Genomic DNA, 25078 nt, shown 5'->3' on the forward strand with positions numbered 1-25078 from the left:
GACGTCCGGCTTACCTCAAACTGGCCCCATCCCCGCAGAACGTCTGCTCGCTGTGGGTATTACCCCCCCCCACCCTGTGACAGCCTCTGCGGATTGATTTGAATCAGGATTTTGACCTGGATTTTGACGTTGAGGCGGCATTCAGCAGCGCTGAGGAAGCACAGTGAACCAGGACGAACCGCCACGACGGCGGTGAGAGGGAGAGCCGGCACAGGGATGTGCCGTCACGACCAGTCCGTCGGTGAACCGCGCTTGCGAAGGCATCCACGCAGTGGACGCAGCGCCTGCCGCAAAGCCCTGGGTCGCTCAGCCCGCGCAGCGGGAAAGCGAAACGCCCTTGACGTTGACCTGAACCTGGCCATCGTGCAGGCCCGCGTCACTGGCCGACCGGAAAAGAAGGTGGCTGCCAATAATGCAGGTCTTGTTTTGTGGGGATCCCTCAGCGCATCAGCGGGCTTGATGATCAGACGGCGCGTTTCTGGCGCAGGGCGTTAAGATGTTGCTGTATTCCCTCCTCAAGACAAAACACGCAATTCAGATGTGGCAAGGTGCTTTGCCTGGTCGATAAAATAATCGAAATTAATCATGTTGACCACTCCCTGTGAGATGTCTCAGCTGGGATGCCATCATACGCGACACTTAAAATCATGCCTATTGCCGATGCTGCGTGTTCAAACTGGCTTCAGCCTTTGTCACACCTTTTTACGGGTATAAACCGCCAGCACCCCGCCTGTGAGAAGCAATGCAACAATCGATGTACCGATCACCGAAACAAAGCCACGGCTAAAGGCCGCTTCGGCCAGGTTCAGCAACACGCGCCCTTCCGCAGGTATCAGCGATCCGGCGGCAATTAACGCACCATCAATGCTGTCCTGCGCCAGCGCAGGCAGATGCGGAATGGCAGACATATCATATGAATATACCGCCGCCAAAATGCCGCCGAGAATCGTAATGCCGATTGCGCCACCGAACTCAAACGCCACGCCCTCAATCGATGCCGCCGTCCCTGAGCTGTTTTCCGGTGAATTGAGAATGATGGCGGTCGATGCCGCCGTCATGGCACCGCCCAGTCCGGCACCGGTCAACGCCAGGGCTATTACCGTCATCCACAAGGCACAGTCATACACCATCAGGTACACCGCCAGGCCCGCCGCAGAGAGCAACAGAGAGTACTGAATCGCCCTGAGTGATCCGATATACGGAACCAGCCATCCCACCGCAGGCCCGGCAATAAAGGAGGCGAGTGGCAGCGGCAAAATAAACAGCCCGGCCAGTAAAGGCGACATAGACAGCACCAGTTGCAGCCGCTGCGTCACGGCCAGTTCAACGCCGATGACACAGGCGGTTGACACCATCGCGGCTATCACGCCAGCGGTAAAGAACCGATTGCGGAACAGGGCCAGATCCAGCATCGGACTGGCTGAGCGCTGCTGCTGCCTGACAAACAGCAGCGTCATCATCACCCCGGTTACCCCGGCGATCACCGCAATGCTGAGCTGCGGTGACGGCTTGCTGAACTCCTTCATGGCATAGATCAGCCCGGTGAGGCCCGCCATAATCTGAACGGCAGCGGTCAGACTGAATACCCGGGTGTGGTCGCCCGGTATCGGTGGGATCAGTTTCAGCGAAAACAGCAGCACCAGAACTACAATTGGCACGTTAATCAGAAACACCGATCCCCACCAGAAATACTCCAGCAGCAGCCCGCCAATCACCGGACCGAGCGCCGCCCCGCCGGAAGCCACGGCGGCCCAGATGCCAATCGCCAGTGACCGCTCGGCGGGATCGTCAAAGGCTCTGCGCACAATCGTCATGGTTGCGGGCATCATCATCGCCGCCCCCACGGCCAGCAGCGCACGAGAGGCAATCAGCCTCTCAGCGGAAACGGAAAATGCCGCCGCCAGCGAGGCGATGCCAAAAATGACCAGCCCGAGAATGAAGAAACCGCGTGCGCCAATGCGGTCGTTCAGCACGCCCATACTGATCAGCAAACCCGCCATTGTCAGCGGATACGCATTAACGATCCACAGCTTCTGCGTTGCCGTTGCCTGAAGATCGTGCGTCAGGCGCGGTAGTGCGGTATAGAGCACGGTCATATCAATGACCACCAGTAATAACGCGCTGGAGATCACCGCCAGGATTACCCAGCGAAATGAGGAAGACATATCAACTTTCCTTGTGGGTTATACGATGGCGGCTAAACCTGCCTACGATGCTCATCACGCTGAAATAGAACAGCGGAACAAAAAATATCGCCAGCAGCGTACCGCTGATCATGCCCCCAAACACGCCGGTACCGATGGCATGCTGGGTTTCAGCGCTCGCACCGCTGGCTATCATCAGCGGTACCACGCCCAGCGTGAACGCCAGTGACGTCATCAGGATCGGACGTAAACGCATTCTGGCCGCTTCCAGCGTCGCTTCCGCCAGCCCTTTGCCATTGTCATGAAGCTGTTTGGCGAACTCGACGATAAGAATGGCGTTCTTCGCCGACAGCCCAATGATGGTGATCATCCCCACCTTAAAGAACACATCGTTCGGCATATCACGCAATATGACTGCCAGCACCGCACCCAGCAGGCCTAACGGCACCACCAGCATTACGGAGATGGGAATGGACCAGCTCTCGTACAGCGCGGCCAGTATCAGGAATATCACCAGCATCGACAGCGCCATCAGCATCGGCGCTTCAGAGGCGGATTGCTGCTCCTGCAGTGACAGCTCGGTCCATTCCACCGCAAAACCCTCAGGCAGTTCAGCCGCCAGGCGCTCCATCTCCTGCATCGCATCACCACTGGAGTAACCCGCGGCGGCGCTGCCGGTGATTTTCACCGCCTGATAACCCTGATAACGCACCATTTGCAGCGGTGAGGTTTCCCATTTCGCCTGAACAAATTCCGACAGCGGCACCATGCCGTTGTTGGTGTTACGCACATTCAGTTTCAGAATATCGTTCAGTTCCATGCGGAACGGGGCATCGGCCTGAATGATCACCTGCTGCATCCGGTCGCCGTTCGGGAAGTCATTCACATACAGCGAACCTGTCGCCCCTGAAATCGTCTGGCTGATATCGTCAAACGAAACACCCAGCGCGAAGGCTTTCTGTCGGTCAATACGCAGATTGATCACCTGACCTTCAGGCAGACCATCGACATAAACGCCCTGCACCACCTTGCTGCCCGCCGCCAGTGCCAGCAGTTGGTTCTGTGCGTCCTTCAGTGCCGCATAGCCTTTACCCGCGCGATCTTCCAGACGCAGGGCGAAGCCCGATGAATTACCCAGCTCGTCGATGGCCGGTGGCATCAGACTGTAGACCTCACCTTCCGGGATATCGTGCAGCGTTTCCAGAACATGACGGGCTTCGGCAGCGGCTGTGGCTCCTTCCCGTTTATCCCAGCCCTTGAGCGTGGTAAAAGCCAGCGCGGAGTTCGGGCCAGAACCGGCAAAGCTGAAGCCCATAACGGCCAGGTTAGTATCAATACCCGGCCGCGCCAGCACGGTTTTTTCAAAGGATTTCACCACCTCTAACGTCCGCTCACTCGTGGCATCCGACGGCAGCTGAACAGACGTCAGAAAGTAGCCCTGATCCTCTTCCGGCAGAAACGACGAAGGCACACTGCGCATCGCGAAGAACAGCACCACGCAGAGCACGCCATACAGTAGTAGGCTCCGACCCGTCCGCTTAAGCATACGACTGACGCCATTCTCATAGCGGTCGGTCATGGCGTTAAACCGACGGTTAAACCAGCCAAAGAAACCTTTTTTCTCGTGATGACCTTTGTTCACTGGCTTGAGTAACGTGGCACACAGTGCTGGCGTCAGGCTTAACGCCAGGAACGCTGAGAACAGGATCGAAACGGCCATCGACAGCGTGAACTGTCGGTATATCGCCCCCACCGAGCCGCTGGCCATCGCCATCGGGATAAACACCGCGCTCAGGACCAGCGTAATACCAATGACCGCGCCAGTAATTTCCTTCATCGCTTTCTGGGTGGCTTCTTTTGGCGGTAGCCCCTCCTCGACCATGATGCGTTCCACGTTCTCCACCACCACGATGGCATCATCGACAATAATGCCGATCGCCAGCACCATGCCAAACATGGTCAGCACGTTGATCGAGAACCCCGACATCAGCATCACGGTAAACGTCCCGAGTAACGCGATGGGCGCAACAATGGCCGGTATAAAGGTGTAGCGCACGTTTTGCAGGAACAGATACATCACCAGGAACACCAGCACCATCGCTTCGATAAAGGTATAAATCACCTTCTCGATAGAGACTTTCACGAACGGCGTGGTATCAAACGGAATGCTGTACTTCATCCCGGCGGGCATGGCTTTACTCAGTTCTTCCAGCCGTGCTTTCACCTCTTCAGCCGTGCGCAAGGCGTTTGCGCCAGGTGCCAGCTGAATCGCCGCTCCGGTCGAGACGCGCCCATTCTCCCTTGTGGAGAAACCGGAGGTTTGTGGGCCCAGCTCAATCCGTGCGACATCAGAGAGCGCCACGCGCGAACCATCCAGATTTGCCCGTAACGTAATGCGCCCAAACTCCTCCGGCGTGCCGAGCTGGCCCTGTACCGTCATCGGGTACGTCACGCGCTGGCCTGTAACGGCGGGATCATCCCCAATGCGGCCCGGCGATATCTGTACGTTCTCAGCGCTGATCGCCTGACTGATATCCCGAATGGTCAGGTGGTACTGCGTCAGTTTTATCGGGTCCAGCCAGATGCGCATCGCCTTTTCAGCGCCAAACAGCTGAACGCGACCCACGCCATCCATTCGGCGTAGCTCTTCCGACATATTGCGCGAGAAGTAATCGCTGAGATCGCCTTCAGTGATATTCCCCTGTTCTGACGTCAGGCCGACGATCATCAGAAAGCTGGACGATGCCGCCTCAACGTTAAGCCCGTTTTGTCGCACGACCTGCGGCAGACGCGGCTCAACGATTTTAATGCGGTTCTGCACATCCACCTGCGCCAGCTCTGGATCGGTGCCCGGCTGGAAGGTCACGGTGATTGTCGCCTGGCCGCTGGTATCCGCTGATGACTCAAAATAGAGCAGATTTTTCACCGAGGAGAGTTCACGCTCAATCAACGCAACCACGTTATTGTTCATCGTCTCCGGGGTTGATCCCGGATAACTGGCATAGATGCTGACGCTTGGTGGTGCCACCGACGGATAGCGTGCGATCGGCAGTTTGGGGATCGCCAGCAGCCCAACCAGGATGATAAACACGGCAATAACCCAGGCAAAAACCGGGCGATTAATAAAAAACTGTGGCATAGGAGTTCCTGGATAAAGTGAGGCTCAGCCTTAAGGATGTTGTTTCTTATCACCGGCATTCACCGGCATCCCTTCCTGCAATTTGCCACCGCCCTGGGTTATCAGGCGGTCCCCGGCGTTAAGCCCGGCGCGCACAAAATAGTGGCCGCTCAGGGTTTCACCAAGCCGGATAGTGACGGCTTTCGCCTTGCCGCCCTTATCCAGCCAGACCTGCGTAACATCACCATTGCGCACCAGGGCTTCCTGCGGGATCACCACGCCTTCAGCCGCCAGCTGTCGTGAAATTTTTTGCTGAACGTACATGCCCGGCAGCAGCGCGTGCTGCGGGTTATCCACTTCAAGGCGCATCACCACATCACCCGTTCCGGTGTCCACGCTGATGCCTGTAAACAGAATGCGTGCACTGTTGCTGAACGGCTCACCGGAAGCGGAAAGAATATCCGCCCGAACGGGCGCGGTGGCGGGCAATGTCTGTATGGCCGAGGCGGGCTGGCGCACGTCGACGTACACGCGATCGATTTGCTGCACCATCGCCATCGGCTGGCTGTCGCTGCTGCTGACCAGCGCCCCTTCTGTGACGAAGTTCTCATCGATGCGACCGCCTATCGGTGCCTTGACGGTGGCATAGGACAAATCAAGCTGTTTACGCGCCAGCATCGCGCGGGTTTCAGACACCGTGGCCTTTGCCTGAGCAGCGTTTGAGGCGGCATCTTCATGATCCTGCTGGCTGATGGCCCCGCTGCCGTGCAGTTTTTGTAACCGGGCAGCACGCGCCACCAGCTGGCGATAACTGGCTTCGGCCTTCTCCACTGCCGCCGCTGCGCTGTTCACGTCAGCTTTGAACGGCGCCGGGTCGATCTGGAACAGTGCCTGACCGGGACGGATTTCACTGCCCTGGCTGAAGTGCATCGCCGTAATAATGCCGCTGACCTGCGGGCGGATTTGCGCCGTGCGAAATGCGGTGACACGGCCTGCAAAAACCTGTTCCTGCGTAACGGGCTGCAGTACCAGCGTTTCAACTATCACCGATACTGGAGGTGTTTCGCTGACCGTTGTTTCTGTCGGCGCATCACAGCCCGACAGAAGATAAAACATCGGTATCAATGATAATCTTGCTATGCTTTTGTTAAACATACCGACCGCTTTCCTGATATTTTTAAAGTTAACTTATGTGTTAACGTAATAATAAAGGCCGTACGTTGAGGCTGCGTGGAGGTTATGTGGAGATGGTGTGGAGAAGGAATGAGATGACACGAAAATCGGGTCGAAGATGAAAAATATTAAAATATTGCTCGCTGAAGACGAGAAAGATATTGCCGACATCCTTTTTGCTTACCTGCAAAAAGAAAGCTTTACCATTATTCATGCCGCTAACGGACGTGAAGCACTGGAGCGTTATTTTGAGGACCGGCCTGACTTTGTCATCCTGGATATTAAAATGCCATTTATTGATGGCTGGCAGGTACTTAACGATATTCGTAAAGACTCAGACGTCCCCGTGATGATGCTGACAGCACTGGATGCTGATGTGGACAAAATCCATGCGTTAAGAGTCGGGGCCGATGACTACATCGTTAAACCCTTTAATCCAGCGGAAGTGGTGGCGAGGATTCACGTGATATTACGTCGCCTGCCCTTTTACAGTCATAATAAAAACCAGAATATTTACAGCAGTAAAAATATCGATGTGGATACAGTTAATCATCTGGTGAAAATAAAAAATAGCGGTACCGAGATCGGAAGCAGGCTGACTTCAACGGAATTTAAAATCCTGATGCATTTGATTCGTTACCCGAAGCGTGTTTTCACCCGCCGGGAGCTGCTGGAGCATTGTCTTCCCGAAGGTGAAGCCAGTGAGCGCACCGTTGACAGCCACATCAGCAAGCTGCGTAAAAAGATAGAACAGGCCGGGCTACCCTCAGTGCCTGAGAGCATTCGCGGCTTCGGCTATCGGCTGGGAGACTAAGATGGCAACGCCTGGCATCCGCTATCAGCTGTTTATCCTCACCTTAAAAGTCGCCGTCAGCACGCTGGTGCTGCTGTCGGTGGTGTACAGCGTGTATATCGGCATCTTTTATGATGGCAAAGATGAGTACAGCTGGATACCGACTTCTCACGACTGGATACTGACGCTGCTCGCGGGTATTTTATCGTCGGCAGTGGCGCTCTATTTTGTCTGGGGCTTTGCCAAACGCGTGATTATTCCGCTGAATGCGGTTGCCCACAGTGCGCGCCAGGTGGCCGAGGGCAATCTGAGCATCCGGGCAGAACATAGCGCCGCAGAAATACGCGAAACCGCACTGCTGATTGATGACTTTAATTCCATGGCGGAAAAGCTCGAAGTGATGTCGCATGAGATGAAAAAGTGGAATGCGGCCATCGCCCATGAGCTGCGCACGCCTGTTACGGTGTTACAAGGGCGCATACAGGGGATGGTGGACGGTATTTTCGACAGAGACGATCGGCAGTTCGATATCTTACTCCGGCAGACGGAAGGATTATCTCGGCTGATCGACGATCTTCGCGTACTCAGCCTGTCAGACAGCGGCCAGCTCTACCTCTACCGTGAAACGCTGCATCTTAAAGAAATACTGACGTCATCTGTCGATTCTTTTCGTGACAAGCTTAAGCTACGTGGGCTTGAGCCGGTGATTGAAGCCGAAGATATTGTCTGTTTTGTCGATGAAGTGCGCCTGCGCCAGGTGCTGTCCGCGCTACTCAGCAATGTCAGTAAATATGCCCTTCCTGGCGTGGTGATGATCACCTGCCGCAGCTCCAGTAATGCCATTGTGCTCACGGTGGAAGACGAAGGCCCCGGCATTGGTGACGCCGATCAGGGGGCGGTTTTTGACGCCTTTTTCCGTGCAGAGAATGACCGGGTGCAAAAGCCGGATGGCTCCGGCCTGGGGCTGGCGGTGGTTTATGCCATTGCCCGGGCACACGGAGGCACCGCACGCTGCCTGCGCAGTCGGCTTGGCGGCACCTGTATGCAGATTATGCTTCCGGCGAGTGGGAAATAGAGATGCAGGCCAACGGGGTCACTTCCCTGGCCTGAATCAGCGACTACCAGTTGCCGTAAGGGTATTTTTTTCCTTTGATAAAATCTTTTATGTCCTGGTCATATCCAGTAGTGAAAGCAGCACAGCGATACGTTTTATTTCCATATTCTGTTCCCGTCCTTGCTCTAAAAACTACCAGACACCATACGGATACACTTTGTTTTTAATAAATTCTTTTGTATTTTCTCCGTATTCATAACCGTTTGAAAAATTAGTTATCCCTTTACAAATATCTAACTTATCCCCGGATAACGTCTTCAGCACTGACGGCGTTATACGGTAGTTATGCTCGAAGCGGATACCATTTACCCAGACGGCCACCTTTCCTTCAGGGGCCAGCCCCATCTGTACACTGTCGTAATACGCAGCCTTACCAAGATAGTCCTTGTGTACGCTGGGTTTGCGCATTTTATCCACCACATCCCAGGGGAAAGTCAGATGGGTTTCATAGACTTTTTTATCAATCACTGAATCCCAGCAAAAAATAATATGCTTGGGCGGTTTTTCAACATGATTCCAGTAACCATTGAGAGCCCGCGCACTGTCGTTCCACTCACCCGCCACATCATGTAATGGCTGCGTACTGTCCAGGGTATTGAAGCGATACACGGTGCCAGCGGCATCCTGTACCACAACAAACGTCACCAACGCGGGTAAGTATATGGGCGTGAAAAAGTTAAATTTCCACTCCGTTGGTTCCGTGTTTTGAGCCGTCTTGTTGGCCTGGTCTGCCCCCTGGCAGGCCGTCAACGTCAGTAGTGAAAGCAGCACAGCGATCCGTTTTATTTCCATATTCTGTTCCCGTCCATATCGTAAATCGTCCGTTGCCAGCGTTCATCCGGTCGGTTGGTAAAGGTCACCAGCTTCGCGGGCTTCACTGCCCCGGTGATCCTCCCCTGACTGTCCCGCATCACGCTGTTCCAGTTGGCCGAACAGTGAAGGTATTTTCCTGCCAGCGCAGTAATTTCCGCGGTGGTATACTCGCTGACCGATTGACCATTGCGGACAGCGCGGCCCATCATAATCGCTTTTTTATACAACTCTTTTAGTTCGGTCGGTAATGAAAGGTTGTCATCTTTAGGCAGTATGGGCTCGAACACCACCCCCGCATCCTGCGCCGCATCAATCATTACCCGCAGCGCCACTTTTGACCAGTCATTGCGTGTCGGACGCTCGAGGATCAGCGCGGCACCGCTGCGTTTTTGCAGCATACCATAGCGGTCAGCGGGCATTCGGTCGTCATGCCAGGCTCTGAGTTTAATCACGTTACCCTCAAGCAGCGGCGCTATGGCCGGATAACGCGTCATGATCCCAAACTGTGCACCGGCATGACGATACGTTGCGGTCTCCTTATCAGAAACAGAAGCCAGAACCGTTTCAAACTGCGGGCGGGTGAGGAAACAGGCTTCATGCTCGTCAGGATTATACCCGCCGCCAATATCCGAATGCGCCCCGGGCAACACCAGCTCCGGCCACGCGGGTTTTACGCTGTTCAGCGCAAAGTTAAAGCGGCACTCATGCTGCGCGGTAATATGGAACACCTTCTCCGCCACGCCGGGGCGCAGCACAATATTCACCTCCCCGGTGTCCGCACTGTGCGGATTAAAGCCGTTCACCGGCGTACCGATCCCCGCAACGGTATCGAATATCCCCAGGAAGCGGGTTTTACCGCTGGGCGTGCCATTGAACTTAACCTCACCTAATCCGGCTTTAATCGCTGCCACAATGGCATCGTCCTGATCAAACACCCTGTTGGCAAAATGCCGTGCTGCCGCTGCCCCCCGGCTAAAACCGAAGATATCAAACTGCAGTTCCCTGACGATGCTGATACCGTATTCGGAGGGTTTATCTAAATGATTTTTGATAGCAACAACCAGCGCGGCGACGGCTTTATCCGTTTTTCTGACTACGCCGGTGTTGCCCCTGCCCGTTCCCACGCCATAGGCACTGTCGCCCTTGCCGCTCTCTGTACCAATCCCCTCAATATAAATCTTGATCTGGCCATGCTTGTCATCATTGGGGAAACTAGTGGTATACAACCTATTCAGCCAATACACATTGGTGTAATAACCAAGATAACTTCCTGCGGCAATACCGCTATGACTCCGTTTCAGCCTTACGCACTGAGATAACGTAGATTCGGCATCCCCGTCACTCATGCCATAATGCTCGCCTGCACAGGCATTCTGACGGTCAGCACTGTTATCCGCATTATTCCCCGTCCCATCAAAAAACACCCCGATCGTCAGCGTGATTTCGCGCCGCTTTTTCTTCGCGGACTGGGCGTGTTGTAGCGGTTCGTCTGCCTGAGAGGGGGCGAACAGGGAGAGTTCAATCGGCTCTGGCTTGCGCTGCGTTACGCTGGCGGGTTCTTTGCCGTAACCGTCAGGAATTGAGGAAATAAACGTCGCCCCGCAGGGGCAGGAACTGACGCTGTCGAGCGTACCTGCCAGCGGCATCCCGCCCACCCTTATTTTGCCCGGCCCGCTGATGATGCTGTACGTCATACCCGGGTTCTTACCGCAGGAGACCAGACTGCCCTCCCGCGGAAGCTCCGCGCCACGCAGAAAGACGGTCGAGTGACCGCTCAGTACTTCCCCACCGCAGGTGGTTTTATCGCCCACGCGAAGAAAATAGCCCTTTGCCATATGCTGTCCTTAGCCTTTTTACGTTGAACATAAAATGTGCGAAGGACAACTTAATCAAAAGTATTCTGAGAAAAAATACGCGTACCGCTAACACAAACGTCTTTTTTTACGATTTACCGCCTGTAACGCTGTCCCGCACCAAACAGCCTTTCGCGCAGGGTCAGTGGCTGCGCAGGTCGGGGTGCAACGCGTCCGCGGGCTTTTAGCTCCGGTATCACATAGCGGGCAAAATCCTCAAAGCTGCCGGGACTGATGGCATAGCCGATGTTAAAACCGTCCACGCCCGATGCCGCGGCAAACTGTTCCAACTGGTCGGCCACCGACTGCGGGCCGCCCACCAGCGTGGGATGCAGTCCCCCAATCCCGATGTAGTGTGCCGCTTCACGCAGTGTCCACTGTCGGCCACCGTCAATACGCGTCAGGCTGGCGAGCGCCGAGCGGCAGGCGTCAGTTTCGATATATTCCAGCGGGCGATCAGGATCGTAGTCTGCCCAGTCCACCCCCGTCCAGGCGGAGAACAGCGCCAGCGCTGCTTCTTCACTGATGTAACGCTGAAAATCGGCATAGCGTGCCTGGGCCTGTGTGTCATCCGGCCCGGTCACCACGGTGACGGCGGCAATAAAGCGCAGGGCATCGGGATGCCGCCCCTGCTCCACCGCCAGCTGGCGAATGGTGGCAATATCATGGCGAATGGCCTCCGGCGTCAGCCCGGCCATAAAAATCACCTCGGCGTTGGCGGCGGCAAACAGGCTACCGCGTGCGGAGGTACCCGCCTGAAACAGCACCGGGGTACGCTGCGGGCTGGGTTCGCTGAGATGCGCATCCGGCACCTGATAGTAACGACCCTGGTGACGAATGGGGTGAACTTTATGCGGATGGCTGTAAACCCCGCCCTGCTTGTCACGGACGACGGCCTCCTCCTCCCACGAGCCTTCCCACAGTTTGCAGGCAACATCGACAAACTCCTGCGCACGATCGTAGCGCTCGTCATGAGGGATCTGCTGCGTCAGGCCGAGATTGCGCGCGGCGGAGTCCAGCATTGAGGTGACGATATTCCACGCCACCCGCCCGTTGCTGAGATGGTCCAGGGTGGTGAATTTCCGCGCCAGCAGATAAGGATGTTCGTAAGTGGTGGAAACGGTCACGCCAAAACCCAGATGCCGGGTGGCGGCCGCCAGTGCGGAGACCAGCAGCAGCGGATCGTTGACCGGCATCTGGGCGGCACCGCGCAGCGCCGCATCGGGCTGCTGTTGATATACATCCAGCTGCCCCAGCGCATCCGCCAGGAACAGCGCATCGAACCCCGCCTCGTCCAGCAGCTGCGCGATCTCCACCCAGTAGCGGATATCGGTGTAGCGTGAGGCCTGATCCTCTGGATGACGCCACAGCCCGGCAGAGATATGCCCGACCACATTCATCATAAAACCAAACAGGATCAGCGGCGGCTTCGGTGCACTCATCATGCCCCTCCGCGCTGGCGACGGTTCAGCGCTCCGGCGGCCAGCACCACGAAGATCAGCACCCCGGTCGCCACCTGCTGCCAGTAAAAGTTCCAGCCGATCAACAGTAACCCATTGGCGACAAAGCTGAGCAGGACAACGCCAAGCAAGGTGCCCGGCACGCTGGGCCGCCGCGAGCGGGAGAAGGTGCTGCCAATAAAGGCCGCGCCGATGGCATTCAACAGATAGGCATTGCCCGACAACGACACCCAGGCTTTCACATTCGATGCCAGCATCAGTCCCACCAGACCAGCGGTGACGGCGCTGATCACAAAGGCCAGCGTGATCAGCCGTTTGGTATGGATACCCGAATAGTGCGCCACGCTACTCTGGCTGCCGAAGACGTTCAGCGCCCGGCCATGACGGCTGCGCTGCAACAGCAGATGTAAACCTGTCGCCAGCAGCGCAACGACCCACAGCGGCAGGGGAATGCCCAGCCAGCTGCCGTGGCTGATCGCCGAGAAGCCCGGTGGCAGCACCAGAGTCAACAGGTAGATCGGCTGACCGCCGTTCGATGCCAGCTGCTGCACGCTCTGACCAATAAACAGCGTACCCAGCGTGGCCAGAAAGGGTTCCACCCCGAGTACCGCAATCAGAAATGCGTTAAACAATCCCACGCAAAGTGCCGCCAGCAACGCCGCACCGATCGCCAGCGGCAGCCCGACCTGATGCAGCACCAAGGTCACCAGCACCAGGCAGGAAAAATCGATCGCGGTGCCGACGGAGAGATCCACCGCACCCATCGAAGCCACCACCGTCATCGCCAGGGCGACAATCGCCAGCGGTGCAACATTATTCAGCAGCACACTTTCGATATTACTCAGGGTAAAGAAGCCGGGTGCGGTCAGGCTGAACAGCAGCAGTAACAGGGCAAAGGCCAGCAGCATCAACAGGCTGAGCAGGTTGCCGCCTGCTCTTGCCGCCACAGGACGTACAGTTAACTCAGACACGGACTTTCCTCCTTTGCTGGCGCTGGCGCAGCAGTGCGGTCAGTGAGACCACCGAGAGGATCAGCACCCCTTCCACACCGTTAATCCAGTAGCTGGACACATTAATTAACTGGAAACCGTTGGCAATCAGGCTGAGAAACAGCACGCTGACCAGGGTTCCGGCCACGGTCGGCACCAGACGCCGTGAAAACACCACGCCCAGCAGCACGGCGGCAATCACCATCAGCAGGTTATCGCCCGCCCCCGGCGAACTGCCGCTGAGCACGGTCACTGAACCGAAAGCGGCTAATGCCGACGCTACGCCACACAGCACATAGCTGGCAGCGATATAGCGCCACACCACCAGGCCATTTGCTCGCGCAGCCAGGGGATGGCTGCCCACTGCCTGTAAGCGCAGCCCGAAGCGGGTGCTGTGTGTCAACAGAATTGCCAGCAGCGCCAGCAGGGCAAAGGCCCAGGCCAGCCAGGGCAACGTCAGCGGACCTGCCGCCAGCAGAGCATCAAACAGCGGCCCACTGACCGGAATGGTGGAGTTCTGCGTCAGCACCATCTCCAGCCCGATGGCGATATTCATGGTGGTCAGCGTTGCCAGTAGCGGCAGAATACGTAGCCACACTACCGCCAGCGCATTCAGCGCGCCGAGGGCGGCACCGCTTAACAGCGCCAGGCCCAGCGCCACTGCAAGGGAATGGCCTGCCGCCAGCTGCGTGGCAAACACCGCCGCACTCAGCCCCATATTAGCCGCCACCGACAGATCAATGCCCCCGGTCAGAGAATGGCTGCCGCCGCCGGTCAAAACCAGCGTCAGACCAAAGGCCAGCGTTCCGGTCACCGCGGCCTGTTGCAGCACGTTACCCAGATTCCCGAGGGTGAGAAATATCGGTGACAGCACGGCAAACACGGCCAGCACCGCAATAATGATCAGCAGAGCACCGCCCTGCAGCCACTGCGTGGCCTGCCCGGATACCGGCGCCGCAGAGGCAGGCGGGGTCAGCACGGCGTCTTGTGACGTGAGTTCTGTCATGCGGCAGCTCCTTTCGTCAGGTCCTGTGCTGCACCCGAAGCCCAGGCGAGGATGTCATGATGGTCGGCGGAAGCAGTGTCCAACGTTTTGACCAGTTGCCCGCGTGCCAGCACCAGAATACGGTCACACAAGGACTGCAGCTCCAGCAGGTCCGTTGAGAAGACGATCACCAGTGCCCCCTGCGCAACCAGCTGTTGCAGCGCCTGATAGATCTCGGTTTTTGCGCCAATATCGACCCCGACCGTCGGTTCATCAAGCAGGTAGAGCTGTGCATCGGTATTCAGCCATTTCGCCAGCACCACCTTCTGCTGGTTGCCCCCGGAGAGCGACCGCAGCGGTGCCTCCGCACCCGGCGTGCGGATACCGAGTTGCTGAATATTGCCCGCGACCAGCGCCCTCTCGCGCCCGCGATCGATAAACAGCCGCCGGACCAGGCTTTTCAGTGAAGTCAGCGCAATATTCTCCCGCACGCTGAGATCGGGTGCGATGCCGTTGGCACGGCGATCTTCCGGTACAAACGCAATGCCCTGCTGCACCGCCTGATGGGGTGAACGTGGCAACAGGGGCCGATCGTTCAAGGTGATGCTGCCGCTCAGGCCACTCTCCAGCCCAAACAGTGAGCGCACCAGCGCTTTACCGCCGGACCCCAGCAGCCCGGTGACGCCGATAATCTCGCCGCGTTGCGCACTGAAGCTGACATCACTGAAACGCCCCGGAGCCGACAGATTGTCCACGCGCAGTAGCGTCTGTTCACGACGCGTTGACGTCGGCCGGGACTGGGTTTGCAGCGCATCGCCGAGCATATCGTGGATCAGCTTCGGGCCGGTGACCTCGCTGACCTGATGCTGTGCCACGTTTTGCCCGTCACGTAATACGCTGACCTGCTGGCACAACTCGGTGATTTCATCGAGGTAGTGTGAAACGTACAGCACCGCCAGCCCCTGGCCGCGCAGCGTGCGGATAGCGCGAAACAGTGCGTCCACTTCATGGCGGGCCAGCGCCGCCGTGGGTTCGTCAAACACCAGTACGCGCGGCGAGTGCTGCAGCGCACGGGTGATCTGCACAATTTGTTGTTCTGCCACGCTGAGGTCGGCAATCAGGCTGTCCGGATTGATCTCCAACGCGAAATGCTGGCGGATCGCCCGGCGCGCAATATGGCGCAGGCGACGACGATTCAGCAGCCGCACGCCGGGATAAATCGGCTCCTCGCCCAGCAGCAGCGTTTCCGCCACCGTCAGGCTGGGGGCCAGCAGGCGCTCCTGATGCACAATCTCAATGCCCAGCGCCTGCGCCCTACCCGGCGAATCAATGCGCACCGGCTGACCGTCGAAGCGGATCTCTCCGCCATCGGCGGGTTGCAGTCCGCCGAGGATCTTGATGAGCGTCGATTTTCCCGCCCCGTTATGGCCAATGAGGCCGTGAATCTCCCCCGGCGCGAGGCTGAGAGATACCCCGCGCAGGGCCGGTACGCCGTCAAAGGCTTTATCAATCTGATGCAGCGCTAACAGCGGCGGTTTATTTGGCATCGCTCTGACCCAGCGTTTTCTGCACCTCGGCGGCGTTCTCTTTGGTCACTACCAGCGAAGGCACATAGGTTGCTGGCGGCAGGTTGCGATCCCCCGCCAGATAACGTGCGGCGTTTTGTACGGCGGTTTTACCAATCAGGTAAGGCTGCTGGGCCACCACCGCCGCTGCGCTGGATTTTGGATCTTTCACCAGCGACACCACATCCGGGCTGCCGTCGACGGCATAGGTTTTAATCTCACTGCGCCCGGCGGCATCCACCGCCTGCGTGGCACCAATCTGTGGTACATCCCAGGCGGCCCAGATCGCCTGTACCGAGCCTTTTGGATATTTATTTAGCAGCTGGCTGATTTGTGAATAAGCATCCTGCACGGTATTCGGGATCACATCGCGCAATTCCGGTTCAATGATTTTAATTTTCGGATACCATTTCAGTACCGCTTTTAACTGGTCGTAACGCATTGCCACCACTGGCACGCCATAAAATCCGTTAAATACCAGGATATTTCCTTCGCCGCGCAGATCGTTAACCAGTTTCAGCGCCAGCTGTTCACCAATATAAAAGTTATCCGAGGTGGTGACGTTAATACTGGAAGGGCTGGCGGTGTCCACAGTAAACAGCGGAATACCCGCGGCGCGGATTTTTTTAAGCCAGGGTTCGAGGACCGACGCGGTGCCGAGGGTTTCAATAATGGCATCCGGCTTTTGGGCAATAAGCGTTTGAATCTGAGAGATTTGCTGCGCCTCTTTACGCCCGCCATCCAGCGCAATGGGCGTGCCGCCCAGGCGTTTCACTTCATCAATCTGACCCTGATAGGCCTTCAGATCCCAGTAGTGATCGGTGCCCGCCACGGTAATGCCAATACGTTTCCCTTTTAATGACGGCACATCGGCATCATTATTTTCTGCCTGTGCCGGCAAGGCCATGAATATCGCCGAAGCGACCAGCGCGGACAGTGAGGCTTTAATCAGTGAGACGATTTTTGTTTTATTATTCTTAGCCATTTTTATAGTATTCCTGTCAGATGAATGAATGCCAAAGTAGCACAGTCATCTGACAGGAATAATGCCGATTTCAACTAAGGATCCGGCATCTTTGGTTATTAAGAAAAACTGAACTAACGGTGATTTAGCCGCCGCGATAACCGGTCGCCGCACAGCTGTAATACCGTGACCAGCGCCACCAGTACCACAATCACGGTCAGCATCACCTGTGAGTCAAAACGCTGGTAACCGTAGCGATAGGCAAGGTCCCCTAACCCCCCTGCGCCAATCGCCCCCGCCATCGCCGAAGCATTGATCATCGTCACCAGTGTAATGGTAAATCCGCTGACAATGCCCGGACGCGCCTCCGGCAACAGCACGTGCCAGATAATATGCCGTCGGTGAAAGCCCATCGCCTGTGCCGCTTCTACCAGCCCTTTATCCACTTCACGCAGGCTGACCTCCGCAATGCGGGCAAAAAAGGGCGTAGCTGCCAGCGTCAGCGGCACCACGGCGGCCCAGACGCCATACGAGGTGCCGACCACCATACGGGTAAAGGGGATCAATGCGACCATCAGGATCAGGAATGGCACCGAACGGAACAGATTCACCACCCAGCCCAGCAGACGGTTCAGTAACGGGTTGGCAAACAGGTTTTGTTTGTCGGTGATCACCAGCACCACCGCCAGCGGCAGGCCCAGCAGCAGCGCGGCCAGTGAGGACACCCCAACCATCATTAACGTATCCAGCAATCCCTGCCATAAACGATCAATCTGCAGTGACATAGCCCAGCACCTCCACACGGTCGGCTAACGATTCAAGTGAGCTGGCGTCAAACGGCGCAGGTCCGGCCGGTTTCAGTAAGATCATCTGACCAATCTGCCGATCCTGCACCCACTCCAGCGCACTCTGTATCAACTGCGTTTCACTGCCCACCAGGGCGATAATCGCCGCCAGCTGCGGCAGCGCGCCCTCTCCGGTCCAGGTCAGGCGCAGCAGCGCCCGGTCATTGGCACTGCTGAGTTGCGGACGCAGACGGTCAGCCAGCGCCGCAGGCAGCGCATGCTGTTGCGGGCTGAGTAGTATCTGCGTCGTCGGTTGTTGCGGATCGCCATACACCTGCCAGACCGGGCCTTGCTCAATCACTTTGCCCTGTTCCAGCACTGCCACCTGATGGCACAAATCGTGGATCACGTTCATCTCATGGGTGATCAGCACAATGGTGATGCCCTGCTGCTGGTTGATCTCGCGCAGCAACGCCAGAATCGAGGCGGTGGTTTCCGGGTCGAGCGCCGAGGTGGCTTCATCGCACAGCAACAGCTGCGGTTCATGCACCAGCGCACGGGCAATCCCCACGCGCTGCTTCTGCCCGCCGGAGAGCTGGGCGGGCCAGGCGTGCTGGCGCTCCTCCAGCCCGACCAGTTTAAGCAGCGCATCCACTTTCTGCTGGCGTGCGCGCGCCTCAACCCCGGCGACCTTTAGTGGCAGCTCAATGTTCTCACGCACCGTCTTCGCCGACAGCAGGTTGAAGTGTTGGAAGATCATCCCGGTGCCGCGCCGCCAGTTCACCAGCGCGTTGTCGCTCAGGCTGCCGATATCCACGCCATCCACCACCACGCTGCCTGCCGTCGGGTTTTCCAGCCGGTTGAGGCAGCGGATCAGTGAGGATTTCCCCGCACCGCTGCGGCCAATAATGCCGAAAATAGTACCGCGTGGAATATGCAGGTTAATGTTATGCAGCGCATCGGTTTGCTGCCCGGCATAACGTTTAAACAGGCCGTCGATGGCCACATGCGCCGCTCCCGGCTGACGGGAGACGGTAGCGCTCTGTTCGGCACTGTCCGGCCAGCTCAGGCTGACCATAATTACGGCTTCCAGCCTGGCTGATAGAGCTTGCCGTAAAATTTATCCAGGCTGGCGCGCACCGCCGGGGAATGCTGATAGATATCAACAAACTTTTTCAGACGCGGGTCATCCTGGTGGCCGTCGCGGATAACAAACTGGATCACATACTCCGGGTTTTCCAGCCCGTCGAACAGCAGCGCATTATTCGGGTCAATCACCCCGGACGCGCGCAGATAGTGCGGATAGCCCTGGGCCAGGTCCACTTCTTCCAGTGAACGGGAGAGCTGCACCGCTTCCACTTCAATGATTTTCAGATGCTTCGGATTCTTGACGATGTCATCAACGGTAGATTTCAGGCCAGCCCCCGGTTTGAGAGTAATCAGCCCGGATTTTTGCAGCAGCAGCAGGCCGCGCCCGCCGTTAATCGGGTCATTCGCAATCGCCACGGTGCCACCATCGGGGAACTGGCTGATAGCGGTATGTTTTTTAGAGTAAAGGCCGACATTATTGATGATCGCTGGGGCGTATTTCACCAGGTGGAAACCGCCCTGCTGATTGGCGTTATCCAGGAACGGCTGATGCTGGAACAGGTTCACATCAATGTCGCCGTTTTCCAGGCTGACGTTGGGCGCCGTCCAGTCGCTGAACTCGATCAGATCCACCTTCAGCCCCTGCTTTTTCGCCTCTTCAACGGCGGTTTCCAGCGGCGGTGCAAACGCAGCGGTGGTGCCGACTTTCAGCGGCCCGCTGTAGTCGGCGGCATGGGCGCTCACGGTAGTGCTTAACAGTGCCGTCAGCACCAGGGTGTTGAGTAATTTCATTTTTTTATCCTTATGTTCCCGGAGGGTTCAGGCATCACGACGCCAGCGCGCCGCCGGGTGGCGAGCGGGCAGACGATCGTGGCTGAACAGTTTGTGACGCAATGTGCCTGGCTGATACGCGGTCTTATAGCGGCCTCGCTGCTGTAATTCCGGCACCACCAGATCAATAAAATCGATATAACTCTGTGGATTGACGATGCGCGTCAGGTTAAAACCGTCGATGCCCGCCTCATCCATCCAGCGGATCAGTGCGTCGGCTACCTGTGACGGGTTGCCGACAATCAGCGGATAACGCCCGCCCAGGGCGTGCTGCTCCAGCAGGCGACGACGCGTCCAGCCGCTAAAGGTTTTACTTACCGACTCAATGGCGCGCCCCGATCCGCTGTGGATCGGCTCGTCTAACGAGAAGGCGGCCAGATCGAGGCCGATCGAACTGGAAAAGTGGGCGATCCCCGCTTCCGGGCTGGCATAGCGCAGATACTCCTGATGTTTTTCCTGCGCCTCTTTCTCGCTGCCAGCGACGATCACCGACACGCCCATAAACACTTTCAGATCCTCGGCTTCGCGCCCGGCCCCGACCGCGGCCTGACGCAACCGATCGACCTGACTGCGCATGGCGGCCGGGGTGCTGCCGTTAACAAAGCTGCACTCCGCGTGGCGGGCGGCAAAGCGAATGCCGCGATCGGAACTGCCTGCCTGAAACAGCAGCGGCGTGCGCTGGGGAGACGGTGAACTGAGGTGATAGCCTTCCACCTGGTAATACTCGCCGTGATGATGTACCGGGTGGATTTTTGCCGCATCGGCATACTGCCGCCGCTGACGGTCAGCCAACACGGCATCGTCCTGCCAGCTCCCTTCCCACAGCTGATAGCTGACATCGAGAAACTCGTCAGCCTGGTCGTAGCGCTGATCGTGCCCGAGCAGTTGAGTCTGCCCCATCGCACGCGCGGCGCTGTCGAGGTAACCCGTGACAATATTCCAGCCCACGCGGCCCCCGGTGAGATGATCAAGGGTGGAGAAGCGGCGGGCAAACGGATACGGCGCTTCATAACTCAGGTTGGCGGTCAGCCCAAAGCCGAGATGTTCGGTTACGCTCGCCATGCCGGAGACCAGCATCAGCGGATCGTTGACCGGAAGCTGGATGGATTCGCTGGCCGTCCGGCCAATCCCCTGCTGGTAAACGTCGTACACACCGAGAATATCGGCGATGAACAGCCCGTCGAACAGCCCGCGCTCCAGGGTGCGCGCCAGATCCAGCCAGTAGCGCAAATCGTTAAATTCGGTCGAACGGTCAAGGGGGTGAGTCCACATGCCGTGATGAATATGCCCCACGCAGTTCATATTGAAGGCGTTAAGCAGGATTTTTTTCGGCTGGCTCATAAGGTTCCCCGGCGCGGCGGCAGTACATCATTCAGCACGTAGTTGCCAATGGCCGGATATTTCCAGCGCACCGGATCATGCAGCGTGTGGGTGCGGGCGTTACGCCAGTGGCGATCCAGATTGTGCTCACGCAGCGCCGAGCGTGTGCCGGAAAGCTCAAACAGCAGGTTGGCGGCTTCCAGCGCACGTTCGGTGGTCCAGGCTTTTACCGTGGCGACGGCAATCGAGGCCTCGGCCACCGTTCTCTCGCTGGCCTGATGCCGTGCGGCATCCACCGCATCGCCAGCGTCGGCCAGCAGTGCGTCTCCGGCCTGCAAACGCGGGGCCAGCTGGCCAATGCGGTCAATGGTCAGCGGGTCCTGCCCGGCATGATCAACCCCGGCATCCGGCCACGGACGCGCGCGGGTATTGATAAAGTTCAGCATGTCGTTAAAGGCGGCGCGGGCGATGCCCTGTTCGATCGCGGCATGGAGGATTTGTGCGAACGGCCCGAGGCGGGTTGGCCGCTCAAAGGCGCTCTGGAACGGGATGATATCGTCAGCCGCCACCGCTACCGCATCAAACTGTACCGTCCCGCTGCCCGTTGTGCGCTGACCAAAACCGGACCAGTCGTCGGTCACGGTCACTCCTGGCTGATGACGCGGCACAAACACCAGCTGCTCTTTACCGTCCTCCCCGCGTGCCGCGGTGGGAATGCGGTCGGCAAACAGGGCGCCCGTGGCGTAAAACTTCTGGCCGTTAAGCTGCCAGCCGTCGTCCTGCGGCAGTACCGAAGTGCTGCGCTGGTGGGCGGCGGCCGAACTGAACTCAGCCAGCGCATTGCCAAGATGCACGCCCTCCAGCACTTCCTGATAAAAACGCTGTTGCTGAGCCGTGTTGCCGTTCAGGCGCAGCACTTCCAGCGCATAAAAGTGGTTCTGCGGCACCTGACCAATCGCGGCATCTGCTTCGCTGATCATGGCGATCACCTGCGCCAGCACGGCGGTGGACACATCTGCTCCACCCAATTCCCCGGGCACGGTGATCGCCCCCAGCCCGGAGGCAAACAGCGACCGCAGAGGCGCGACAGGCAGTTCACGCTCGCGGTCACGGCGTGCGGCACCGCTGCGGAAATCCTGCGCCAGCTGCTGCGCAACGTCTATCGCCTGCGCGGCGCTGGTGATACGGCTGGCCTGCTGTTTTGGTTTCACCTGGCTGAGAGGCATAAAGGGCTCCTTAAATCCAGGCATGACGCACCGGAAGCTGACCGTTGAGGTAGTAATTACCGATGGCGTGAAACTTCCAGCGGAGCGGATCGTGCAGGGTATGGGTGCGTGCATTGCGCCAGTGGCGGTCAAGGCCATGCTCGCTGAGCGTGGCGCGACTGCCGCCCCACTCCAGCAGCTTTTCGCTGGCTTTCAGTGCAATCTCGGTGGTCAGTACTTTGGCTTCGGCTACCGCAATAGAAGCCAGCGCGGCGGTCCGGGCATCCAGTTGGGCGGGGTCGATGTTATCCAGCGTGCTGGCCGCGCGGCGCAGCAGGGATTCCGCCGCGACCAGTTCAATAAACACCCGGCCCACATCGGCCTGTAAATGGGGATCGTCAGCGTTTCGCTCTACCCCGGCATCCACCCACGGGCGCGAGTGTCGACGAATAAATTCGCAGCCCTCATCAAAGGCCCCCCGGCCAATTCCGGCATCGATGGCCGCCTGTAACAGCTGCGAGACCGGGCCACGCAGTGACGGTTTGTCGCCCGCTGGCATCGGGATCACCAGTGCGGCATCCACCCGCACCGCATCGAGATGGATTGTTCCGCTGGCGGTGGTGCGCTGACCCATGCCGGACCAGTCATCGACAATCTCCAGACCGACCGATTTGCGCGGCATAAAGGCCATCACCGCCTGCCCGTCATCATTCAATGCGGTGGTAACGATAATGTCGGCGAACAGTGCGCCGGTGGAGTAGAACTTGCTGCCGGTCAGACGCAGGCCATCCGGCCCCTGGACCAGGCGAGCCGTCACTTCACGGGTATGCCGGGTATTTTTTTCCGGGCCGCCGTTACCGAGGCGCTGCCCCTGCACCACGGCGCTGAAAAGGGTGTGTTGCTGGGCGGGTGTACCTTCATCGAGCAGCAGTTGGATCAGGGCGAAATGGTTTTGCGGGATCTGCCCCAGTGAGGGGTCCACGGCCGAGATAATGCGGAACACCTCCGACAGCGTGCGGTATGACAGCCCGCCACCGCCAAAGGCGCGAGGCACAGAGATGCTGCCCAGTCCGCTGCGACTGAACAGTGCCAGCGCCTCCAGCGGGTAGATGCGATCCCGGTCGCGGGCCACCACATCGAACCGGGCGAGGTCGGCCACGGCCTGTGCGGCCTGGATCGCCTGTTCGTGACTGAGGATCACTGCCGCTGTTTTATTCTGGCCGGTAGTACTCGCTGATTGGCTCATGATGTCCCTTAATTAACAGGCAAATAAATGCCAGATGGCGCAGGCCATCAGCAAAGAGATTTTTCAGATTTCATTAATATAATCAGAGCGATAATATGAAGTAAAGCGTCGTACTTATGACAAATATGACGTTGGATTGCTGATATTTAGCTATAGCGGTTTTATTTAAAAATAATAATGGGCGCGGTTAATTTATAACGGTGTTAATTATTGGCAATATAAAATTGCCGAACTCTATGGGCGATCACGGTGGGATCCCCGGTTATATTCCCTGGCTGAACGTTCGGCGTCAGGTCCGGGGCCAATTTGAGCACGCCGGATCGGCAAAAAACGCATCCATGCGGGCCTCGGCACGCGACGTCCTGTCGCGTGACGTCCGGCTTACCTCAAGCTGGCCCCATCCCCGCAGAACCGTTACTCGCTGTGAGTTTAAAACCTCCACGGCATCGCGATCTAATGTAGGGGTCGATCATCTTTTCCGATCAACCCGTGCTGATGACGGGCATCAGGCGGCAATCTGGACGTTTTCCCCGATGATGGTATTATCCCTGCGCCGCCAAAACTTCAATGGAGTCAAGCATGTCCACACTGCGTTTACTGTTATCGGATTCCTGGGACCCGTGGTTTAACCTGGCCGTGGAAGAGTCTATTTTACGCCAGATGCCAGCGACGCAGCGGGTGCTGTTTTTGTGGCGCAATGCCGAAACGGTGGTGATTGGCCGTTCGCAGAATCCGTGGAAAGAGTGCAATACGCGGCGTATGGAAGAAGACGGCATCCGCCTGGCGCGACGCAGCAGCGGCGGTGGCGCGGTGTTTCATGATCTCGGTAACTGCTGCTTTACTTTTATGGCCGGGAAGCCGGAATACGATAAAAGCGTGTCCACCGGGATTATTCTGCGGGCGCTGGCGTCGTTGGGTATTCAGGCTGAAGCCTCAGGACGAAACGATCTGGTGGTGAATACCGCCGATGGCGTGCGTAAAATTTCCGGTTCTGCCTACCATGAAACCCACGATCGCGGTTTTCATCACGGCACTATCCTGCGCGATGCGGACCTCTCGCGCCTGGCCGATTACCTCAACCCTGACATCAAGAAATTGCAGGCCAAAGGCATTACTTCCGTGCGCTCGCGCGTGGCGAATCTGGAAGAGCTGGTGCCAGGGATTACCTTTGAAGCGATTTGCAGCGCAGTAACGGCGGCGTTTTTCGACCATTTTGGCGGAGAATGCCAGCCCGAACATATCTCCCCGACCTCCCTGCCCGACCTGCCCGGTTTTGAGGCGCAGTTTGCCAAACAGAGCAGCTGGCAGTGGAATTTTGGCCAGGCACCGCAGTTCCAGCACCTGCTGGATACCCGTTTTAGCTGGGGTGGCGTGGAAATCCACGTCGATGTTGAGCGCGGCAAGGTCAGCCGCTGCCAGATTTTCAGCGATAGTCTGAACCTGGCGCCGCTGGAGAAACTGGCGGAACTGCTGCCCGGCACCGAATATCGCCCGGAGGCGCTGGCCGCTAAGGTGGCACGGCTGAGGGAGGCGTTCCCTCAGCAAGAAGTGGAGCTGACGGAGCTGGAGCAGTGGCTGGCGGAGAGTGTGCGATGATGACCGCATTGGCAGGCCAGTTGACAAAAGCAGAA

19 protein-coding genes are annotated in these 25078 nt (G+C 57.8%); 3 read left to right on the forward strand and 16 right to left on the reverse strand.

Features of this window, described 5'->3' with window-relative positions; all coding sequences use genetic code 11:
• Positions 1-692 precede the first annotated feature (692 nt).
• Genes WH279_RS16140 through WH279_RS16150 form a run of 3 tightly spaced genes read right to left on the reverse strand, consistent with a single transcriptional unit; the run spans position 693 to position 6417 of the window.
• On the reverse strand, positions 693-2165 hold the full coding sequence (locus WH279_RS16140) for an MFS transporter (protein WP_339457699.1): 1473 nt from the start codon (positions 2163-2165) through the stop codon (positions 693-695).
• 1 nt (position 2166) lies between these two features.
• Positions 2167-5283 carry an efflux RND transporter permease subunit gene (locus WH279_RS16145; protein ID WP_339457700.1) on the reverse strand — a complete coding sequence of 1039 codons (3117 nt, stop codon included), beginning with the start codon at positions 5281-5283 and terminating at the stop codon, positions 2167-2169.
• 30 nt (positions 5284-5313) lie between these two features.
• Positions 5314-6417 (reverse strand): efflux RND transporter periplasmic adaptor subunit, encoded by a 1104-nt coding sequence (locus tag WH279_RS16150; RefSeq protein ID WP_339457701.1) that lies wholly within the window; start codon positions 6415-6417, stop codon positions 5314-5316.
• Positions 6418-6553: 136 nt separating this feature from the next.
• On the opposite strand from WH279_RS16150, the gene WH279_RS16155 reads away from it, so the two are divergent.
• Complete coding sequence (locus tag WH279_RS16155; RefSeq protein WP_200642003.1) at positions 6554-7249, forward strand: response regulator; 696 nt, start codon at positions 6554-6556, stop codon at positions 7247-7249.
• Between the two features lies 1 nt (position 7250).
• Positions 7251-8303: an ATP-binding protein gene (locus WH279_RS16160; protein WP_339457702.1), complete on the forward strand. Its 1053-nt coding sequence runs from the start codon at positions 7251-7253 to the stop codon at positions 8301-8303.
• A gap of 171 nt (positions 8304-8474) precedes the next feature.
• Here WH279_RS16160 and WH279_RS16165 read toward each other — a convergent pair whose 3' ends face one another.
• From WH279_RS16165 to WH279_RS16225, 13 genes are all read right to left on the reverse strand, one after another.
• Positions 8475-9134 (reverse strand): DUF2931 family protein, encoded by a 660-nt coding sequence (locus tag WH279_RS16165; RefSeq protein WP_200642001.1) that lies wholly within the window; start codon positions 9132-9134, stop codon positions 8475-8477.
• On the reverse strand, positions 9125-10990 hold the full coding sequence (locus tag WH279_RS16170; RefSeq protein WP_339457703.1) for a phospholipase effector Tle1 domain-containing protein: 1866 nt from the start codon (positions 10988-10990) through the stop codon (positions 9125-9127). The genes WH279_RS16165 and WH279_RS16170 overlap by 10 nt, the downstream gene beginning before the upstream one ends.
• A gap of 113 nt (positions 10991-11103) precedes the next feature.
• Positions 11104-12453, reverse strand: a complete 1350-nt coding sequence (locus tag WH279_RS16175) for an LLM class flavin-dependent oxidoreductase (protein WP_339457704.1) — start codon at positions 12451-12453, stop codon at positions 11104-11106.
• Positions 12450-13439, reverse strand: a complete 990-nt coding sequence (locus WH279_RS16180; RefSeq protein WP_339457705.1) for an ABC transporter permease — start codon at positions 13437-13439, stop codon at positions 12450-12452. The genes WH279_RS16175 and WH279_RS16180 overlap by 4 nt, the downstream gene beginning before the upstream one ends.
• A complete protein-coding gene (locus WH279_RS16185; protein WP_339457706.1) occupies positions 13432-14463 on the reverse strand; it encodes an ABC transporter permease in 1032 nt (343 codons plus the stop codon). Before WH279_RS16185 ends, WH279_RS16180 begins: the two co-directional genes overlap by 8 nt.
• Positions 14460-15989 (reverse strand): sugar ABC transporter ATP-binding protein, encoded by a 1530-nt coding sequence (locus WH279_RS16190; RefSeq protein ID WP_339457707.1) that lies wholly within the window; start codon positions 15987-15989, stop codon positions 14460-14462. The genes WH279_RS16185 and WH279_RS16190 overlap by 4 nt, the downstream gene beginning before the upstream one ends.
• Positions 15979-16992, reverse strand: a complete 1014-nt coding sequence (locus tag WH279_RS16195) for a sugar ABC transporter substrate-binding protein (RefSeq protein ID WP_339457708.1) — start codon at positions 16990-16992, stop codon at positions 15979-15981. The genes WH279_RS16190 and WH279_RS16195 overlap by 11 nt, the downstream gene beginning before the upstream one ends.
• A gap of 113 nt (positions 16993-17105) precedes the next feature.
• Positions 17106-17756, reverse strand: coding sequence for a methionine ABC transporter permease (locus WH279_RS16200; RefSeq protein WP_133842077.1), 651 nt, complete (start codon positions 17754-17756; stop codon positions 17106-17108).
• Entirely contained in the window at positions 17740-18834 is a 1095-nt protein-coding gene (locus tag WH279_RS16205; RefSeq protein ID WP_339457709.1) for a methionine ABC transporter ATP-binding protein, read from the reverse strand. Before WH279_RS16205 ends, WH279_RS16200 begins: the two co-directional genes overlap by 17 nt.
• Before the next feature lie 2 nt (positions 18835-18836).
• Positions 18837-19637: a MetQ/NlpA family ABC transporter substrate-binding protein gene (locus tag WH279_RS16210; RefSeq protein ID WP_339457710.1), complete on the reverse strand. Its 801-nt coding sequence runs from the start codon at positions 19635-19637 to the stop codon at positions 18837-18839.
• Positions 19638-19664: 27 nt separating this feature from the next.
• Entirely contained in the window at positions 19665-21017 is a 1353-nt protein-coding gene (locus tag WH279_RS16215) for an LLM class flavin-dependent oxidoreductase (RefSeq protein ID WP_339457711.1), read from the reverse strand.
• Positions 21014-22222, reverse strand: coding sequence for an SfnB family sulfur acquisition oxidoreductase (locus WH279_RS16220; protein WP_339457712.1), 1209 nt, complete (start codon positions 22220-22222; stop codon positions 21014-21016). The genes WH279_RS16215 and WH279_RS16220 overlap by 4 nt, the downstream gene beginning before the upstream one ends.
• Before the next feature lie 10 nt (positions 22223-22232).
• The gene (locus WH279_RS16225; RefSeq protein WP_339457713.1) at positions 22233-23447 is read right to left on the reverse strand and encodes an SfnB family sulfur acquisition oxidoreductase; all 1215 of its coding nucleotides are present in this window, start codon (positions 23445-23447) and stop codon (positions 22233-22235) included.
• A gap of 579 nt (positions 23448-24026) precedes the next feature.
• On the opposite strand from WH279_RS16225, the gene WH279_RS16230 reads away from it, so the two are divergent.
• Complete coding sequence (locus WH279_RS16230) at positions 24027-25043, forward strand: lipoate--protein ligase A (RefSeq protein ID WP_339457714.1); 1017 nt, start codon at positions 24027-24029, stop codon at positions 25041-25043.
• Positions 25044-25078 lie beyond the last annotated feature (35 nt).

Origin of the sequence: Erwinia sp. MYb375 (assembly GCF_037479175.1) — a bacterium.
Classification (GTDB): domain Bacteria; phylum Pseudomonadota; class Gammaproteobacteria; order Enterobacterales; family Enterobacteriaceae; genus Erwinia; species Erwinia rhapontici.

What these genes read in the sequence shown, in the direction of transcription:
- WH279_RS16140 (WP_339457699.1), bottom strand. Translation starts at nt 2,165, where the DNA reads ATGTCTTCCTCATTTCGCTGGGTAATCCTGGCGGTGATCTCCAGCGCG.
- WH279_RS16145 (WP_339457700.1), bottom strand. Translation starts at nt 5,283, where the DNA reads ATGCCACAGTTTTTTATTAATCGCCCGGTTTTTGCCTGGGTTATTGCC.
- WH279_RS16150 (WP_339457701.1), bottom strand. Translation starts at nt 6,417, where the DNA reads ATGTTTAACAAAAGCATAGCAAGATTATCATTGATACCGATGTTTTAT.
- WH279_RS16155 (WP_200642003.1), top strand. Translation starts at nt 6,554, where the DNA reads ATGAAAAATATTAAAATATTGCTCGCTGAAGACGAGAAAGATATTGCC.
- WH279_RS16160 (WP_339457702.1), top strand. Translation starts at nt 7,251, where the DNA reads ATGGCAACGCCTGGCATCCGCTATCAGCTGTTTATCCTCACCTTAAAA.
- WH279_RS16165 (WP_200642001.1), bottom strand. Translation starts at nt 9,134, where the DNA reads ATGGAAATAAAACGGATCGCTGTGCTGCTTTCACTACTGACGTTGACG.
- WH279_RS16170 (WP_339457703.1), bottom strand. Translation starts at nt 10,990, where the DNA reads ATGGCAAAGGGCTATTTTCTTCGCGTGGGCGATAAAACCACCTGCGGT.
- WH279_RS16175 (WP_339457704.1), bottom strand. Translation starts at nt 12,453, where the DNA reads ATGATGAGTGCACCGAAGCCGCCGCTGATCCTGTTTGGTTTTATGATG.
- WH279_RS16185 (WP_339457706.1), bottom strand. Translation starts at nt 14,463, where the DNA reads ATGACAGAACTCACGTCACAAGACGCCGTGCTGACCCCGCCTGCCTCT.
- WH279_RS16190 (WP_339457707.1), bottom strand. Translation starts at nt 15,989, where the DNA reads ATGCCAAATAAACCGCCGCTGTTAGCGCTGCATCAGATTGATAAAGCC.
- WH279_RS16195 (WP_339457708.1), bottom strand. Translation starts at nt 16,992, where the DNA reads ATGGCTAAGAATAATAAAACAAAAATCGTCTCACTGATTAAAGCCTCA.
- WH279_RS16200 (WP_133842077.1), bottom strand. Translation starts at nt 17,756, where the DNA reads ATGTCACTGCAGATTGATCGTTTATGGCAGGGATTGCTGGATACGTTA.
- WH279_RS16205 (WP_339457709.1), bottom strand. Translation starts at nt 18,834, where the DNA reads ATGGTCAGCCTGAGCTGGCCGGACAGTGCCGAACAGAGCGCTACCGTC.
- WH279_RS16210 (WP_339457710.1), bottom strand. Translation starts at nt 19,637, where the DNA reads ATGAAATTACTCAACACCCTGGTGCTGACGGCACTGTTAAGCACTACC.
- WH279_RS16215 (WP_339457711.1), bottom strand. Translation starts at nt 21,017, where the DNA reads ATGAGCCAGCCGAAAAAAATCCTGCTTAACGCCTTCAATATGAACTGC.
- WH279_RS16220 (WP_339457712.1), bottom strand. Translation starts at nt 22,222, where the DNA reads ATGCCTCTCAGCCAGGTGAAACCAAAACAGCAGGCCAGCCGTATCACC.
- WH279_RS16225 (WP_339457713.1), bottom strand. Translation starts at nt 23,447, where the DNA reads ATGAGCCAATCAGCGAGTACTACCGGCCAGAATAAAACAGCGGCAGTG.
- WH279_RS16230 (WP_339457714.1), top strand. Translation starts at nt 24,027, where the DNA reads ATGTCCACACTGCGTTTACTGTTATCGGATTCCTGGGACCCGTGGTTT.